This window comes from Clostridium chromiireducens, from assembly GCF_002029255.1.
Taxonomy (GTDB): Bacteria; Bacillota; Clostridia; order Clostridiales; family Clostridiaceae; genus Clostridium; species Clostridium chromiireducens.
This window is the reverse complement of the sequence record NZ_MZGT01000024.1, coordinates 18,706-32,991: the sequence shown is the minus strand read 5'-3', so window position 1 is coordinate 32,991 and position 14,286 is coordinate 18,706. Positions and strand designations below refer to the sequence as shown.

Here is a 14,286-nt window from a genome sequence, read left to right as displayed (position 1 = left end):
GTTCTTTAGGCCAATAAATTATATATGCAGCCATTTATCATTATTCCACTAAATTTATCGTTATCCCTTGGTAAATCATAATGCGACTGCCAATATAAAACTATTATATTTTTAAAGAAGATAATTGTTATTAATCACTGCATCAAAAAATTATATTAGGCAGATTATAGACATAATCCCACTTCAAAATTATTTTTTCATATACCTAATTCTTGTATTAATCTTTTAAATGTATCATAAGCTAGTTTTGGTGAATAATCATCACGCATAATTCCGTATTGATGGAAAAGGTCTTCTTTAGAACTATCTGCATCTCTAAGCCCGAAGAGTTCATAATGAGAAATATTAAGTTCATTTCGTAGATTATAGACTGTGCTAATAATTGTTTCAAGAGCCTCAGTTTGACGCTCATAAGTTCTTTCTATGTTCGCAACGGGATTCTTTCCTGTAGGCCATCCGTTTTCTGTAACTCGTATAGGGACTGAAGTAGGTATCCCTGCTGTAATAAGATTTTTTTCTCTTAAATTGCGGAGTATTTTTTCTACAGCTAAAGGTATCTCATTTAAATCTAGAGGTTTATCTTCAAATACGTCTACATAAAAGTTGTGTCCAACAAAATCAACTGAATCACTAAATTTCTTTCCTCCAACCTTTGCGAGATTTTCCCAAAAAATATCTATCGCTGCAGGACCTTCAGGTACAGATCCAAATCCAATTCTTATTGGCAAATTTCTTTTTTGTGCTTCTTTTTTTGCTGTAATTACTCCTTTTACTAGTGCAGCTATTATATAAGGTTTTGAGCCTTCCATAAACGACAAATTAGGTTCATTTGTGATTTGAATTGAAGCTAAATACGAACCATATCTGTCAATAACTTTTCTAATAAATCCAAGCCAATTCTCAAACTCTATTTCAATTTCTTTCTGCTGAGTCCAATCCCCACACCCTATAACCAAATCTCCTAATAAACCATTATCACGATAATAGTCAGCATTGGATAACATTTTTGATTCCCATTCCTTTGTATAAATCAAATAACTTCTAGTAAATAACTTTTTAGATTCGGCTCGAAGATCTCTGAGAGCAATTTCAATTTTTTCGTAATTATCTTCAGGCCCGACAGCCAAACCAAAAGGCGTACCTGCCAAACTTAGTGGATAAATTCCAAATATTAATCCTGATAAAATCATATAAGTCACCTCTTCTTTTCTATTTTCAATATAAATTATATACTCATCACTATAGTTTCCATCAATGATTAATTTATTTATAACTTTCTATTTTATCTTATTGTCTTATAACTACTGTTATTATTCAAAATACTGCGGCACCAGTAATTTTATAACTATAATATAAATCATAAATGTCACAGATTTCAAATCACAAAGAATAGATTTTTATAATAAGTTACAAATTTAATAACTTGTAATCAGATATGTCCTATGATACAATAAAGCTACAAATTACAAAAAGTAATTTTTGTAACCAAATGAATTACATAACCATCATAAGAGGAGGAAATATAAATATGGAAAAGATTAGAGATTTAATACAGGTTGATCTAACTAAGTGTACTATGTGTGGTAGTTGTTCCAAAGTCTGTCCAACTGGTGTTATAGGTATAGACGAAAATGGACCGAAAGTAGTAGGACAATTTTGTATTTCGTGTGGTCACTGTGTGGCTGTTTGTCACTGTGCAGCATTTGATAATATAAAAACCCCTTTAGCAAATCAAGTAGCACTAGAAAAAACACCGGTTCTTGACGAAGATACTGCTGCACGCTTTCTTCGCAGCAGACGTTCTATTAGAGAGTTTCAAAATAAACCAATTCCTAGAGAAAAGATTGAAAAGCTTTTAGATATGGCAAGATTTGCGCCAACAAGTGGTAATTCACAAGGTATTTCTTATCATGTCATCGATAATGTGGACACGCTCCGTAAAATCACATCAGTTGCTATTGATTGGTTGGAAGAGGCATTGAAAAATCCACCTTATGCCGGCTCACCATATGAGGCACCATTTTCTGCGCATGTAACCCACTATCGTGAAACTGGTGAGGATGTTGTATTACGTAATGCTCCTTGTTTAGTAATACCAATAGTTAATAAAAATGCTTCACCAACTGCTCATGACAGCACGCTCTTTTCACTAGCTTATACTGAGCTTTACGCGACTTCAATGGGGCTTGGAACTTGCATTACCGGATTTTTTGACGCTTGTGCTGCTTCTGGCTATAAACCATTGCTTGACATTTTGAATTTGCCAGAAGATATGAAAGTTACAGGAGGATTGATGGTTGGTTTTCCGAAGTACACGTATAAACGTTTAGTAGATAGAAATCCATTGAAAGTTACTTGGGGGAAATAATACAAGCTACATTGCTTTATAATTTTATATATATGTTACAATGCACAATGATCAATCTAATTAAAATTCTTACAGAATTTTTCACATTAATAACGAAGAGTTATTTTTGCACAATATATATTTTTACTGTGATTTAGATAATTATATACGAAATGGCCGACTTATTGTCGGCCATTTCTTGTGTAAAGTATTTATTTATTAGAATTCTTGAGTCCCTTTATTAGAAGATTTACAACGGATTTTATGTTTTGTTTTCGGTCAGGATCTTCGAATGAGTTTGGATGAATAAAAACTCTGGTTGCAAGATATACAGCTTTCGCCTCTTGATAAGGAGATCCTGTAAAAAATATACCTTCTGTAATTCCTTGTACGATAATCTTCTCAATACTATTAATACCCTCTTCTATGCCCTTTTCTATTACCTCCATTGAGCTCTTAGCTAGTTTTATATAATTTGCAAACATTTCTGGCTCATTAATGGCACTGCGATGTTTAGCTTCAACAAAGCTTTCGAGTAATTTACTAAGTTTAACACTTCTTTTAATGTATCATTTGACGGAGCATGCAAATGCGTAAGCCAACGCTCGGTAACAGCATTCAATAAAGCTGTTTTTCCATTATAATATCTATAAATAGCAGCGTGGCTTACTTTTAATGATTTTGCCACGTCAGTGATATTCGCTTTATCTGGTCCGAAACGGCGAATTACTTCTTCTGTTGCATTAAGGATCATTTCTTTATCTAACGATATTTTTTCCAAATTTATCACCCCCTGCTATTTCCTATAAATATTTACATATGTTTATATTTTTCTTTTTACATAGTTTTCTATAAAAATAAATTTTTAAATATATATTCATTTAAAAATTTATTTCTATAAACAAAGTTACATATAAATGTTTAAACCTATTTTAATTTGTAAATATACTTAAAGAAAAATATGAAAGCACCCGCTAAAATGAGCAGATGCTTTCATTTCCATATCTGTACAATTATTTTTTAACCTTAATTATTCTTTAATATAAGAGCAACAGTAATCTGCTACTTCTTTTATTACTAAACTAAATTTAGAATTGGCTGGTACTGTAAAAGTATCGCCTTCTTTATATGTAACAAATTTATCTGAGTCAGGTAATTTGACATCCATTGATCCACCAAGAATCTCCATGATTTCTTTATCACCGGTGCCAAATTCATAATCCCCTGGTAACATTATACCTAAAGTTTTTCTTTCACCATCTTCAAATATAATTGTTCTGCTAGTTACCTTTCCTTCAAAATATACATTTGCTTTTTTAACTGCTGTCACGTTTTTAAATTCACTCATTTTTATGCCCCCTGTTTATTGTATTTATATTTAAAATATCTTTAAGGATAAAATATTTTATTAACGTAAAGATATTCTAATTAACAACATTTGAATTTCGTTTTTAAAAAATTTTCTAACCTATCAAATGCTTCCTTAAGAATTTCATCACTATAACAATATGATATTCTCATATAGCCTTCTCCTAATTCTCCAAAAGCTGTTCCAGGTACACAAGCCAGTTTCCCTTCATTTAATAATTTTTCACAGAATTCCTCTGATGACATATTAAACTTCTTTATTGATGGAAAAATGTAAAACGCTCCTTTTGGTTCTGCAACTTCTAAATTAAGTGCCTTTAGCCTACTCATGCAATAATCTTTTCTTCTTTCAAAAGTTTTTCGCATCTCTTCAACATCATCCAAAGATTTTTGCAGACCTTCTAATACTCCATATTGAGCTATTGATGGAGCGCATGAAACGCCATATTGATGAACCTTCATAATTTCTTTCATATACTTTTCCGGACATGCTACATAACCAATTCTAAGGCCTGTCATCGAAAATATTTTAGAAAACCCGCTTACATAAATGACCTTATCTTTTATCTCCTTATCTTGTGCTACAGAATAGTATTCATCAAAAATAATAGCTGAGTACATTTCATCAGTAACTACTATAATATCCTTTTCCTTAATAAGCTCTATAAGAGAATCTCTTTCCTCTTTAGACAAAATTGCTCCTGTAGGGTTTGAAGGAAAAGATAGCATTAAGACTTTTATATTTTCCGTTTCTAGCTTATTTCTAATTGCATCTATATCTAAACTAAAATCATCTTTTAACGGATAAGTTATGATATCCCCTTTTATCATTATAGAAATATTTTCATAAGCAGGATACGCAGGTCCTGGCAATAATATTTTATCTCCTTGATTCATTATAGCAAATAATACTGAATATAAACCTTCACTGCCACCAACTGTTATACATATTTCATCTTTATCATAATCTATATCAAAGTTCTTTAAATATCTGCATATTTCTTCTCTAAGTTCATCTACACCTGCATTTGATGTATAAACTGTCTTATTTGTATTTATAGCATTAATCATCGCTTCTGATATGTGCTTTGGCACCGGAAAGTCAGGCTGACCAATAGTAAGTGAAATTGCACCCTCTACCTTTTTAACCTTTTCAGCAAATCTCCTTATTCCGGAAATCTGAATTTTTTCAACTTGTTTATTCATAATTAATAAGCCCCCTATTATTTGCAATATACACTTATTTTACAACAATACCTAAGTTGTTTCAAACTATTTGTATTTTTTTGATTATTACTCTTTTAATTGGGTTAAATCTTTATTATAATAAGGATGATTGCGAAAATAATGGAAAGGGTGATATAATGTCATATAATTTAACAGATCCTTATGAAATTGCAAGATTTATTAAGGAATCAAAAAAATCAACTCCAGTAAAAGTTTATGTAAATGGAGATTTGAGCAATGCTGAAATGAATGATGTAGAATGGTATGGTTCTAACGGATTTTATATACTAATGGGAGAATCTGATTCTATAACTAAAATAGTATTAGATAATAAACATCTTATTAAACACTTTAGAATAGAAAATGATAGAAGAAATTCTGCTATTCCAATGCTAGATTTACTTGAAGTAGATGCTAGAATTGAACCAGGCGCTATTATCAGAGATAAGGTTACTATCGGTAAGAATGCTGTTATTATGATGGGAGCAGTAATTAATATTGGTGCTGAAATTGGCGATGGAACTATGGTTGATATGAATGCTGTAGTTGGAGCTCGTGGACAATTAGGTAAAAACGTTCATTTAGGTGCTGGCGCTGTTGTTGCTGGTGTTTTAGAACCACCAAGTAAAGATCCTTGCATGATAGGTGATAATGCTTTAATTGGAGCAAATGCAGTAATTCTTGAAGGAGTTAAAATAGGTGCAGGTAGTGTTGTTGCTGCTGGTTCAGTAGTTACTCAAGATGTTCCTGCTAATGTTGTTGTTGCTGGTTCACCTGCTAAAATAATTAAAGAAGTAGATGATAAGACAAAAGATAAAACTCAGATTTTGGATGACTTAAGAAAATAAAATTTATCAATTTGACTTACATACAAAAATACTAACAGCAAAAAAGGTTTCAATAAGTTTTATCTTATTGGAACCTTTAACTTTATCTTTAATTTTAAAATAATAATGTAATAAATAATCTTAAATATTAATATTTCTTAAGATTAAACTGCACCTTCTTCTCCGGTGATTTCTTCTTTATGTGCTCTTTCCATTTTGGAGATTGACACTTCGTATGCAACCTTTTTAACAACTTCACTATCTGATACCTTTTTTTGATATTCTCTGCTTTGAAGTCTTCCCCAAACTTTAATATTATCCCCAACATTTAAAGTTTGACAGAATCTTGAGTTTCTTCCCCATGCAATTGTTGGAATATAATCTGATTTGTTATATGCTCTATTTACAGCTAATAGCACATCAGCAATTTCACGGCCAAAAGGTGTTGTTCTATAAATAGGTTCCTTACAAATATATCCATCTAAGAAGATTTCATTAGGATTTTTACTTCTCTCTAAGCATGGTTCAATATTTCTCGCAAATACAGTAAGTATAAGTTTATTAGATCCATCTATAAATTTATTATAAGATCTAAGTTGTCCTTCTACAATTACGTCAGTACCCACTTCTAATTTTACATCGCTTAATAATCTTTCTGAAACAGTAATATTTAATGTATCCACTGAATCACTTAATCTCATTACATCTAAATCAAAAGTGTAGAACCCCTCCCCATACATTTCATGGCTAAACTCTAATCCAGATGTTACCTTGCCCTCAAGGTAAATTTTGTTATTTAACATTAAATTATCCATTGTAATCCCTCTCTCCATCGGAAATTATTTTATTTTGTGTAATATATGCTCCCATTAGCATATATTACCATTATAATACAGAAACTAGTTATTTTTCAATAAATATTAATTTTTTTTATCCTATTACTAACTGCCTCTAATAAATCACCATCTTAAATATAGTGGTAAGTGGCACTAAGTTCCTGGATATTGCGCCTAGCGGGTATAAGTCCAACTAAGATTCAGCTCTAGCCTAATCAAGTTTCACTTTATGTTGAATCCCTTGATTGTCCACTGTATAGTTATCAGAATAAATCATTTCACCTACACTTTTAAATTCATAACCTTTATCTTTTAATTCTTTTATAATCCTATCTAAATTTTCAGGGGTATTTTTTGCATTATGAAATAGAACAATTGAACCTGGCTTAACACCTTTAATTACCCTGTTATACTCCGTTTCAGCTGATAACTCCTTCCAATCAACAGAATCAACATTCCATTGGATAGCCATATATCCTAAGTTTCTCACCTTAGCAAAAGCATCTTTATTGTAATCCCCACTTGGGAATCTAAATAATTTAGGTCTTTCGCCTGTATATTTCTCAATAATATCATTAGTTTTATCTATTTCTGTCTTCATCCTATCTACCCCTATTTTTATAAAACTAGGATGAATATAACTATGATTGCCTATTTCATGCCCCCCTTCTTTTATTGCTTTTAATTTATTTATATTATCTTCACTGGTATTAACCCATCCTCCCATTATGAAGAATGTTCCTTTTACATTATATTTTTTTAATATGTCTAATATTACATTAACATTATCTTTTTCAACCCAATTTATATCAAATGTCAAGCTAACTACCTTCTCATCAGTGTCAACACAATAAATAGGTGACTCCTCTTGAGTTTTTGCCATGACATGTGTATCTTTATTGATTCCAATTGATATAAAAACCAAAAAAATAATTAATATTATATCAATTCCTATTCTCTTCTTCTTCCATACCACTTTCCTAACCCCTTTAACTTTATATTTCTTATATAAACTATTTTATTCAGATTTTACTCATTTATACCACTACATAGATTTACATTTATAAATTATCTTTGACTTTTTTATTCACTTAAAAATTTTTTGTGTTATAATAAAAATATATTTTCAGAGGTTATGGAGGTAATTATGTACGAAAGTTCATCAGAATTAGCAGAAAATAAATTACTTATGTTATATGTTTTAAAGTCGATAAAAAATCCAATATCAAATAATCAGCTTACTGAAATAATTCTTGAAAATAACTTTATCAATTATTTTACATTTCAACAATATTTATCTGAGCTTGAAGAATCAAATTTCGTAGAATATCATGAAGTTAACGATAAGAAATTATTGATATTAACAAAAAAAGGAGATAATGTTCTCTCTTTGTTTAAAGACAGAATATCCCCTTCAAAAATTTCAATAACAAATGAGTATATTAAAGAAAAAATAGAATCAATTAAAAGAGAACTAACTATACATGCAGATTATACTCTTGGTTCCAATGATAGCTTTATAGTCGACTTAAAAGCAATTGAAAACGAATCTTTATTAATGGAATTAAAATTGTCAGTTCCTTCAAAAAATCAAGCCACTTTAATTTGCAATAGGTGGAAGGAAAATCCTTCAGATATCTATACTAATATAATTAATTTACTTATTAGTTAATTGTGATAGTATACTATCATGCGACAAAGTCATACTATTAGGTTCAGACCCTATAGGTATGGCTTTTACATTTTTACTCTTGAGATTTATTATATTCAATAGTCCATTTAGATAGTCTCCTACGAATAAATTATCTCCATCTTTAACAATACCCCTTGGCATTCCTCCAACAATTAATCTATTTTCTTCTTTTAGATCAACTAAATTAACAATACTAATAGACCCACCACATAAATTTGAAACATAAAGATAATTTCCTTCCTCGAATAAATCTACTGGTGAGAATCCTACTGTAACTTTATTAATTAATTCTAAAGTTTTCAATTCTATAATACCTATACTTCCGTTTTTATCGTGACCAAGATAACTCATGCATACATATAAGTATTTCCTATTTTTTGATATGTTTATTTTTATTGGTGTACTCTCTACTCGGATTCTTTTTATTTCTTTATTATTTATATAATCAATTACAGAAATGCTGTCATCCCCCATATTACTAACAAAAATAATACTTTTTTCTTTAATTAATGTAACATTATGTGGAAACCTACCTGTAGGAATCTCGAAATTAACTCTTTCATTCATTAAATCATATGTTATGAGCGAATTTGATTCTCCACATGAAACATATGCTATATCATCATTGGCAGCTACATCATTTGGGTGAGCACCTATATATAGATTATTTTCTTCTTTGAACGCATTATAATCAACTAATGAAATGCTATTATTATAGTTGTTAGCTACCAAGATTTTATCTTTATATAGTGATAATCCATGAGGACCAAATGGACTTTCACCAATAGATAAAACCATACTTTGAGTTTTTAAATTCTCAGTATTTATCTTGTTTAAACTATCTGAACCAGTGCTACATAAAATAAGATAACTCATTCCATTTTCCTCCTTATAAGATAATCACTCTGTTACCTCTAATATATTCTAGAAGTACATTATTGGCACAACTAATTAATTGTAATCTCTTTATTTCTTGACAGATTTCTTGTATAATAAAGCAAACTCGACTCATAGTATACAAGTCGTGCAAAAAAATAATAAAGGAGTGTTTCTAATGTTTTCATATAAGACATCAGGTGTTTGTTCAAGTACAATTAATCTTGAAATTAAAAATAATATTGTTGAGGATGTAGAATTTATCGGCGGATGTTCAGGGAATCTTCTAGGTATAGGCCATCTAGTAAAGGGTATGCCAGTTGATGACGTGATCGAAAAATTAAAAGGAATTGATTGTAGGAACAGAGGTACATCTTGTCCTGATCAGTTATCTAAAGCTCTATTGTCTTGGAAAGAAAAAAGTATATAAATAAACTATCTAATAATTTATTTATAAAAAAGGTTGTAACAATTGTTTAGCCCTATAATTCTTAGGACTAAACAATTTGGTACAACCTCTTTTAATAATATAATTATAGTTATACTTTCAATAAATGCCATACCAGAACTAAGCAACATACTTTTGTTCCAGTCGAGATATTTTTCAAAGTTTAAGTTTAAGTCTTAATTAGTTTATCTATATAAAAATATACACTCTATTGTAGATAGTATTCTCTCTCTCCTGATAACAGCGATAAGGTATTTGTCACCTCTTCTATAACATCTTTGTAGCTCAAATAAATATTAATATTTATATTATTATAATCTTCACTTAGTTCATTTATTTTTCCATATAAATATTTCCCTTTATCCATGAGATTTTTCATTATAGTACTATTATCTCTAGGAACATACCCTATAACATACCCTTCTGTAGTTATAACCTGTATATCATTTTGATCATGCTGATTATTATATTCTCTAGTTAAATGGAAATAAACAATATCCTCTTCAAGTAATTTATTATAAATTTCACTCATATCCACATATATAGTTCCAGCAATATTTAAATTAATTAAATATATATCTTTAACATGAATATCTATGTGCATATTTTCATTTACCCCAACATATCTCTTTTCTTTTTCACTACTTTCAATTAACAGTGAATTAAGAGATCTTCTTACATGTGCAACCATCTCTGAGCTGATTGCATCGTTTATAATTTCTTCATCATCAGAATCAAATTCACTTCTAAATCTTTGAAGATTTACTGCAGCCTGTATTCTTGTTTCAATTAACGGCGACCTTAATGCTTGAAGATTTAATTCCTTATACTTTTCTGGAAATTCTTCGTATTGCGAATATTTTATTATAATAAATACACATATCTGGGCTATATCATCATAAGCCAAAGTCTCTATTTTTAATTCATCCTGTCCTCTGAAAATTTGATCCATAGGCAATTTTTGTAGTGCTAAGTCAAATGCACATTTTTTTATTGCTTTACTTCCAACTGAAAATGCATATTTATATAATAATGCATTCGTACAATCTCTTTTTAAGATTATTTCATATTCCCTTTTTTTCAACCTGTATTTTGTCTTTTCAGCACAACTGATTAGGACACTGCTTTCTATTTCTATATTTGATACTTCGCTTGCTATTATTTCATGCCATATATTTTTCTTACAAATTCTTTTACATTTTTCAATTATACTTTTATAATCATTATTAAATTTATAGGAAATAGCTTCTTTTTTATTTTTATATTCGTCAATAATTATTGCTTCAATAGAATAAAGAATTGAAATCACAGCATATAATGAATATATTTTCCCATTAATACTATCAATAATATCTAGAAGTTTATTACAAACTTTTATTGAATTTTTTATATCATCTATCCCATAATCAGATAACAAAACACTAAATGATTTTGAGAAAATATCTAATTTTTCTTTATTTAATCCAATATCCTCTAAGTATTTTATTAAATCTAGTGATAACATAGTATATGATAGCAGTTCAGATACTCCTACATTATTTTCACATCCATATTCTATCAGCCATTTTCTAATCTCATCGTTTGTTGGACTAAGGTTCATCACACAAAATACTTTTCCATATCCTCTAGATATTTTTGATATCTGAAATACTTTATCATTACATTCGCCCATATATTCATAAGCATAAATTACATAAAAAAGATAATCGTTATGAATAGAAAAAACGCTTAGTATACTCTCAATATTTTCAATATTACAAACTGTGGAGAGTACTATGGCAAGTTTTATTTCTTCACCATTGCTGCTATTTTTAAGAATTTTACTTATGACTTCTCTCATTTTATCTAAAAGGCCTTCGTTACTATATATTGAGGCCCTAAAAAGCTTAACCAAACTTTCATAATAGTTTATAATTGGATTCAAAGTAATAAAGCCATTTATATTTACAATTTTTTCTTCAAAATTAAGATCATTATATAAAATATCTAGTAGTTCATTTGCCAACCTATTTTTTTCAAAAATTTCCAGAGGACGTATTTTATTAGTAATACTTTTATACTCTCTTATGCCAGCTATTTCGAAGTCTTGATAGCTATATAGTATACCAGGATTTCTATCATGAAACTCTTTTAAATCATAATAGATTGAATTCTTATTCAAAACAAGATCATATACATTTTTCTTAACCATATAACGCTCATTACTCCTTTTCTCTAAATAAATTCAAATTTTATTCTTAAAAATTAATTACATCAGTTTTATATTAATTTTGAAGTTATTATTCTTCTCATATCTCCAATCATATATAAAGATCCACTTATTAAGATCAAGTCTTGTTCTCCTGCTTCTTTAAGTACAATAGAAAATGCCTCTTCATAGTTCTCAATCGCAATAGTATTAGGATTATAATTTAATATCTCTTTTTTTAAATCTTCACTAAGTTCTGCTCTTTCACTATGAGGTGTTAGTGCATAAACTTTCTCTGCAATCGGGGTTATTACCTCTATCATCTCTTTAACTTGCTTATCAGCTAAAATTCCTAACAGTAAATATATTTTATTGAATTTAAAATATTTACTAATATTTTTTCTAAGTGCTTTAATTCCATCTATATTATGCGCTCCGTCAATTACAATCGAAGGCTTTTTACTTAGTACTTCAAGTCGTCCTATCCATTTAACATCTTCAAGTGATTTTTCAATTATATTTCTATCTATTTCTATTTTTTCTTCATCACATAATACTTCTATGGTATTTATAGCTACTGCTAAATTTAATATTTGATGTTCACCAAGTAGTGGAAAATTAATATTATAAGTATTTCTTTCTGTTTCAACTTCCACAATTTGATTGAAATCTTCATAATTTATATCTATTAACTTTCCACTTTCTTTAATAACATTAAACACTTTAGAGTTTTTTTCCCTCGCTACTCTAGAAACTACTTCTTCTACTTCTTGTTCTTGAGGATATAGTATTACAGGCTTATTCTCTTTAATTATTCCAGCCTTTTCTTTGGCTATATCCTTTAAATTATTCCCTAATATATTTGTATGATCAAAACTTATTGAGGTTATTACAGATACTATCGGAGTTAATACATTAGTTGAATCGAGACGACCACCAAGACCTACCTCAATTACACCATAATCAACTTCTTCTTTATAAAAATGTAAAAACATAAGTGCAGTAATTATTTCAAATTCTGTTGGATGCTCATAACCTTCTTCAACAACTTTATCTATAGCTCTTTTAACTTCTTCTAATAATTTTACTAAGACACTTTTATTAATATTCTCTCCATTAATCTGAATTCTTTCCTCAAATTCTTGTAAATAAGGTGATGTATACATTCCGACCTTATATCCAAACCCTCTAAGCATTTTGCTTATCATTGCAGTTGTAGATCCTTTACCATTAGTTCCTGCTATATGTATTAGCTTTAGTTTTTTTTGGGGATTTCCAAGTAATTCAAGAATTCTCAAGGTTCTTTCTAGTCCATAATTCGAACCAAACCTTCCAACACTTGTTATGTAATTCATTGCTTCATTATACGTCATACTCATTTCTATTACCTCTTCGTCTTTTCTATACTGTTTTAAATCAAGTTTATACAATTATTATGTATTACTTTACATTATATATCAATTATAGGTAAAAAACTAATAATAAAAAATTTAAGTAGGAACTCTAAGATAAAGCTCCCACCTAATTTTTAATTATGAACGCTGATATTATTCTTTTTATATAATTATAGTATTTAAGATCGATTCTTAAGTTTACTAATCTCTCCACACACTAAAGATACTAGAATGCTACTTAATAAAATTGATATTATTATCAATACGGAATTCGTAACTGAAATCTCAATTTCCCAAAATAGTAGTAGAAGCTTTAATCCTGTAAACATTAAAATGCATCCAACTCCATATTTCATAAACTTAAACATATTATTCATTCTTTCTAATATATAGTACATGCTTCTTAGTCCTAATATAGCAAAAATATTAGATGTGTAAACTATAAAAGTATCTGTAGTTATTGAAAAGATAGCTGGTATTGAATCTATTGCAAATATAATATCTGAAAACTCTATTATTAATAGTACTACAAGTAGAGGGGTTGCATGAAGAGTTCTATTTTGCTTTACGAAAAATTTGTTCCCATGTAAAGTATTTGTTATTGGAATTACTTTCCTCAAAATTTTCACAGCAAAGTTATCGTGAAATTGTATGTTTTCATCTTCTCTTATAAATATTTTTATCCCACTAAGTAATAATATTATACCAAATACAGAAAGCAAGAAGCTAAATTTACTAACAATTGCTACACCAAGTAAAATAAATAACAGCCTTAATACCATTGCTCCGATAACACCATATAGCAGTACCCGTTCTTGATATTCTGGTCTTATCCTAAAGCTTGAAAATATCATTAAAAATAAAAATAAATTATCTAAACTTAACGACATTTCTACTATGTAACCCCCAAAATATTCAATAGCAGATTTCTCACCTCGTGTATAATATACAATAATATTAAATAATATAGATAAGGATATCCAAAAAATCAAGTTAACTAAGTGCTTTTTATCTTTCAATTTTAAACCCTCCACATAATATTTATAAATTATATATATTAATTTTTATTCTGTTATATCCGT

At 29.0% G+C, this 14,286-nt stretch carries 15 protein-coding genes; 4 read left to right on the top strand and 11 right to left on the bottom strand.

Annotated features, from left to right (window positions below; genetic code table 11):
• Positions 1-197 precede the first annotated feature (197 nt).
• Positions 198-1,190 (bottom strand): hypothetical protein, encoded by a 993-nt coding sequence (locus tag CLCHR_RS10285; protein WP_079439626.1) that lies wholly within the window; start codon positions 1,188-1,190, stop codon positions 198-200.
• Between the two features lie 338 nt (positions 1,191-1,528).
• Here CLCHR_RS10285 and CLCHR_RS10280 point away from each other — a divergent pair, with 338 nt between their 5' ends.
• Positions 1,529-2,368, top strand: coding sequence for a nitroreductase family protein (locus CLCHR_RS10280; protein WP_079439625.1), 840 nt, complete (start codon positions 1,529-1,531; stop codon positions 2,366-2,368).
• A gap of 191 nt (positions 2,369-2,559) precedes the next feature.
• Here the strand turns inward: CLCHR_RS10280 and CLCHR_RS25185 are convergent, their stop codons facing one another.
• The 4 genes from CLCHR_RS25185 to CLCHR_RS10265 form a co-directional block, all read right to left on the bottom strand.
• Positions 2,560-2,847 (bottom strand): hypothetical protein, encoded by a 288-nt coding sequence (locus CLCHR_RS25185; RefSeq protein WP_242966012.1) that lies wholly within the window; start codon positions 2,845-2,847, stop codon positions 2,560-2,562.
• On the bottom strand, positions 2,814-3,128 hold the full coding sequence (locus tag CLCHR_RS25180; RefSeq protein WP_242966011.1) for a TetR/AcrR family transcriptional regulator: 315 nt from the start codon (positions 3,126-3,128) through the stop codon (positions 2,814-2,816). Before CLCHR_RS25180 ends, CLCHR_RS25185 begins: the two co-directional genes overlap by 34 nt.
• 249 nt (positions 3,129-3,377) lie before the next feature.
• The gene (ppnP, locus tag CLCHR_RS10270; RefSeq protein WP_079439624.1) at positions 3,378-3,695 is read right to left on the bottom strand and encodes a pyrimidine/purine nucleoside phosphorylase; all 318 of its coding nucleotides are present in this window, start codon (positions 3,693-3,695) and stop codon (positions 3,378-3,380) included.
• 80 nt (positions 3,696-3,775) lie between these two features.
• Entirely contained in the window at positions 3,776-4,921 is a 1,146-nt protein-coding gene (locus CLCHR_RS10265; protein WP_079439623.1) for a pyridoxal phosphate-dependent aminotransferase, read from the bottom strand.
• Positions 4,922-5,079: 158 nt separating this feature from the next.
• Here CLCHR_RS10265 and dapD point away from each other — a divergent pair, with 158 nt between their 5' ends.
• On the top strand, positions 5,080-5,790 hold the full coding sequence (gene dapD / locus CLCHR_RS10260; protein WP_079439622.1) for a 2,3,4,5-tetrahydropyridine-2,6-dicarboxylate N-acetyltransferase: 711 nt from the start codon (positions 5,080-5,082) through the stop codon (positions 5,788-5,790).
• Between the two features lie 143 nt (positions 5,791-5,933).
• Here dapD and CLCHR_RS10255 read toward each other — a convergent pair whose 3' ends face one another.
• A complete protein-coding gene (locus CLCHR_RS10255; RefSeq protein ID WP_079439621.1) occupies positions 5,934-6,584 on the bottom strand; it encodes a single-stranded DNA-binding protein in 651 nt (216 codons plus the stop codon).
• 232 nt (positions 6,585-6,816) lie between these two features.
• Positions 6,817-7,581 carry a polysaccharide deacetylase family protein gene (locus CLCHR_RS10250; RefSeq protein ID WP_079439620.1) on the bottom strand — a complete coding sequence of 255 codons (765 nt, stop codon included), beginning with the start codon at positions 7,579-7,581 and terminating at the stop codon, positions 6,817-6,819.
• Positions 7,582-7,752: 171 nt separating this feature from the next.
• On the opposite strand from CLCHR_RS10250, the gene CLCHR_RS10245 reads away from it, so the two are divergent.
• Positions 7,753-8,277, top strand: a complete 525-nt coding sequence (locus CLCHR_RS10245) for a DUF4364 family protein (protein ID WP_079439619.1) — start codon at positions 7,753-7,755, stop codon at positions 8,275-8,277.
• On the opposite strand, the gene CLCHR_RS10240 is transcribed toward CLCHR_RS10245, so the two are convergent.
• Positions 8,263-9,174: a YncE family protein gene (locus CLCHR_RS10240; protein WP_079439618.1), complete on the bottom strand. Its 912-nt coding sequence runs from the start codon at positions 9,172-9,174 to the stop codon at positions 8,263-8,265. The two genes, CLCHR_RS10245 and CLCHR_RS10240, sit on opposite strands and share 15 nt — an antisense overlap.
• Before the next feature lie 178 nt (positions 9,175-9,352).
• Here CLCHR_RS10240 and CLCHR_RS10235 point away from each other — a divergent pair, with 178 nt between their 5' ends.
• Positions 9,353-9,604 (top strand): TIGR03905 family TSCPD domain-containing protein, encoded by a 252-nt coding sequence (locus CLCHR_RS10235; RefSeq protein WP_079439617.1) that lies wholly within the window; start codon positions 9,353-9,355, stop codon positions 9,602-9,604.
• Between the two features lie 226 nt (positions 9,605-9,830).
• Here the strand turns inward: CLCHR_RS10235 and CLCHR_RS10230 are convergent, their stop codons facing one another.
• The 3 genes from CLCHR_RS10230 to CLCHR_RS10220 form a co-directional block, all read right to left on the bottom strand.
• Positions 9,831-11,813, bottom strand: a complete 1,983-nt coding sequence (locus CLCHR_RS10230) for an HIRAN domain-containing protein (protein WP_079439616.1) — start codon at positions 11,811-11,813, stop codon at positions 9,831-9,833.
• A gap of 68 nt (positions 11,814-11,881) precedes the next feature.
• Positions 11,882-13,189, bottom strand: coding sequence for a bifunctional folylpolyglutamate synthase/dihydrofolate synthase (locus CLCHR_RS10225; RefSeq protein WP_079439615.1), 1,308 nt, complete (start codon positions 13,187-13,189; stop codon positions 11,882-11,884).
• Between the two features lie 194 nt (positions 13,190-13,383).
• Positions 13,384-14,223: a TerC/Alx family metal homeostasis membrane protein gene (locus CLCHR_RS10220; protein ID WP_079439614.1), complete on the bottom strand. Its 840-nt coding sequence runs from the start codon at positions 14,221-14,223 to the stop codon at positions 13,384-13,386.
• Between the last annotated feature and the right edge of the window lie 63 nt (positions 14,224-14,286).

What these genes read in the sequence shown, in the direction of transcription:
- CLCHR_RS10285 (WP_079439626.1), bottom strand. Translation starts at nt 1,190, where the DNA reads ATGATTTTATCAGGATTAATATTTGGAATTTATCCACTAAGTTTGGCA.
- CLCHR_RS10280 (WP_079439625.1), top strand. Translation starts at nt 1,529, where the DNA reads ATGGAAAAGATTAGAGATTTAATACAGGTTGATCTAACTAAGTGTACT.
- ppnP (WP_079439624.1), bottom strand. Translation starts at nt 3,695, where the DNA reads ATGAGTGAATTTAAAAACGTGACAGCAGTTAAAAAAGCAAATGTATAT.
- CLCHR_RS10265 (WP_079439623.1), bottom strand. Translation starts at nt 4,921, where the DNA reads ATGAATAAACAAGTTGAAAAAATTCAGATTTCCGGAATAAGGAGATTT.
- dapD (WP_079439622.1), top strand. Translation starts at nt 5,080, where the DNA reads ATGTCATATAATTTAACAGATCCTTATGAAATTGCAAGATTTATTAAG.
- CLCHR_RS10255 (WP_079439621.1), bottom strand. Translation starts at nt 6,584, where the DNA reads ATGGATAATTTAATGTTAAATAACAAAATTTACCTTGAGGGCAAGGTA.
- CLCHR_RS10245 (WP_079439619.1), top strand. Translation starts at nt 7,753, where the DNA reads ATGTACGAAAGTTCATCAGAATTAGCAGAAAATAAATTACTTATGTTA.
- CLCHR_RS10240 (WP_079439618.1), bottom strand. Translation starts at nt 9,174, where the DNA reads ATGAGTTATCTTATTTTATGTAGCACTGGTTCAGATAGTTTAAACAAG.
- CLCHR_RS10235 (WP_079439617.1), top strand. Translation starts at nt 9,353, where the DNA reads ATGTTTTCATATAAGACATCAGGTGTTTGTTCAAGTACAATTAATCTT.
- CLCHR_RS10230 (WP_079439616.1), bottom strand. Translation starts at nt 11,813, where the DNA reads ATGGTTAAGAAAAATGTATATGATCTTGTTTTGAATAAGAATTCAATC.
- CLCHR_RS10225 (WP_079439615.1), bottom strand. Translation starts at nt 13,189, where the DNA reads ATGAGTATGACGTATAATGAAGCAATGAATTACATAACAAGTGTTGGA.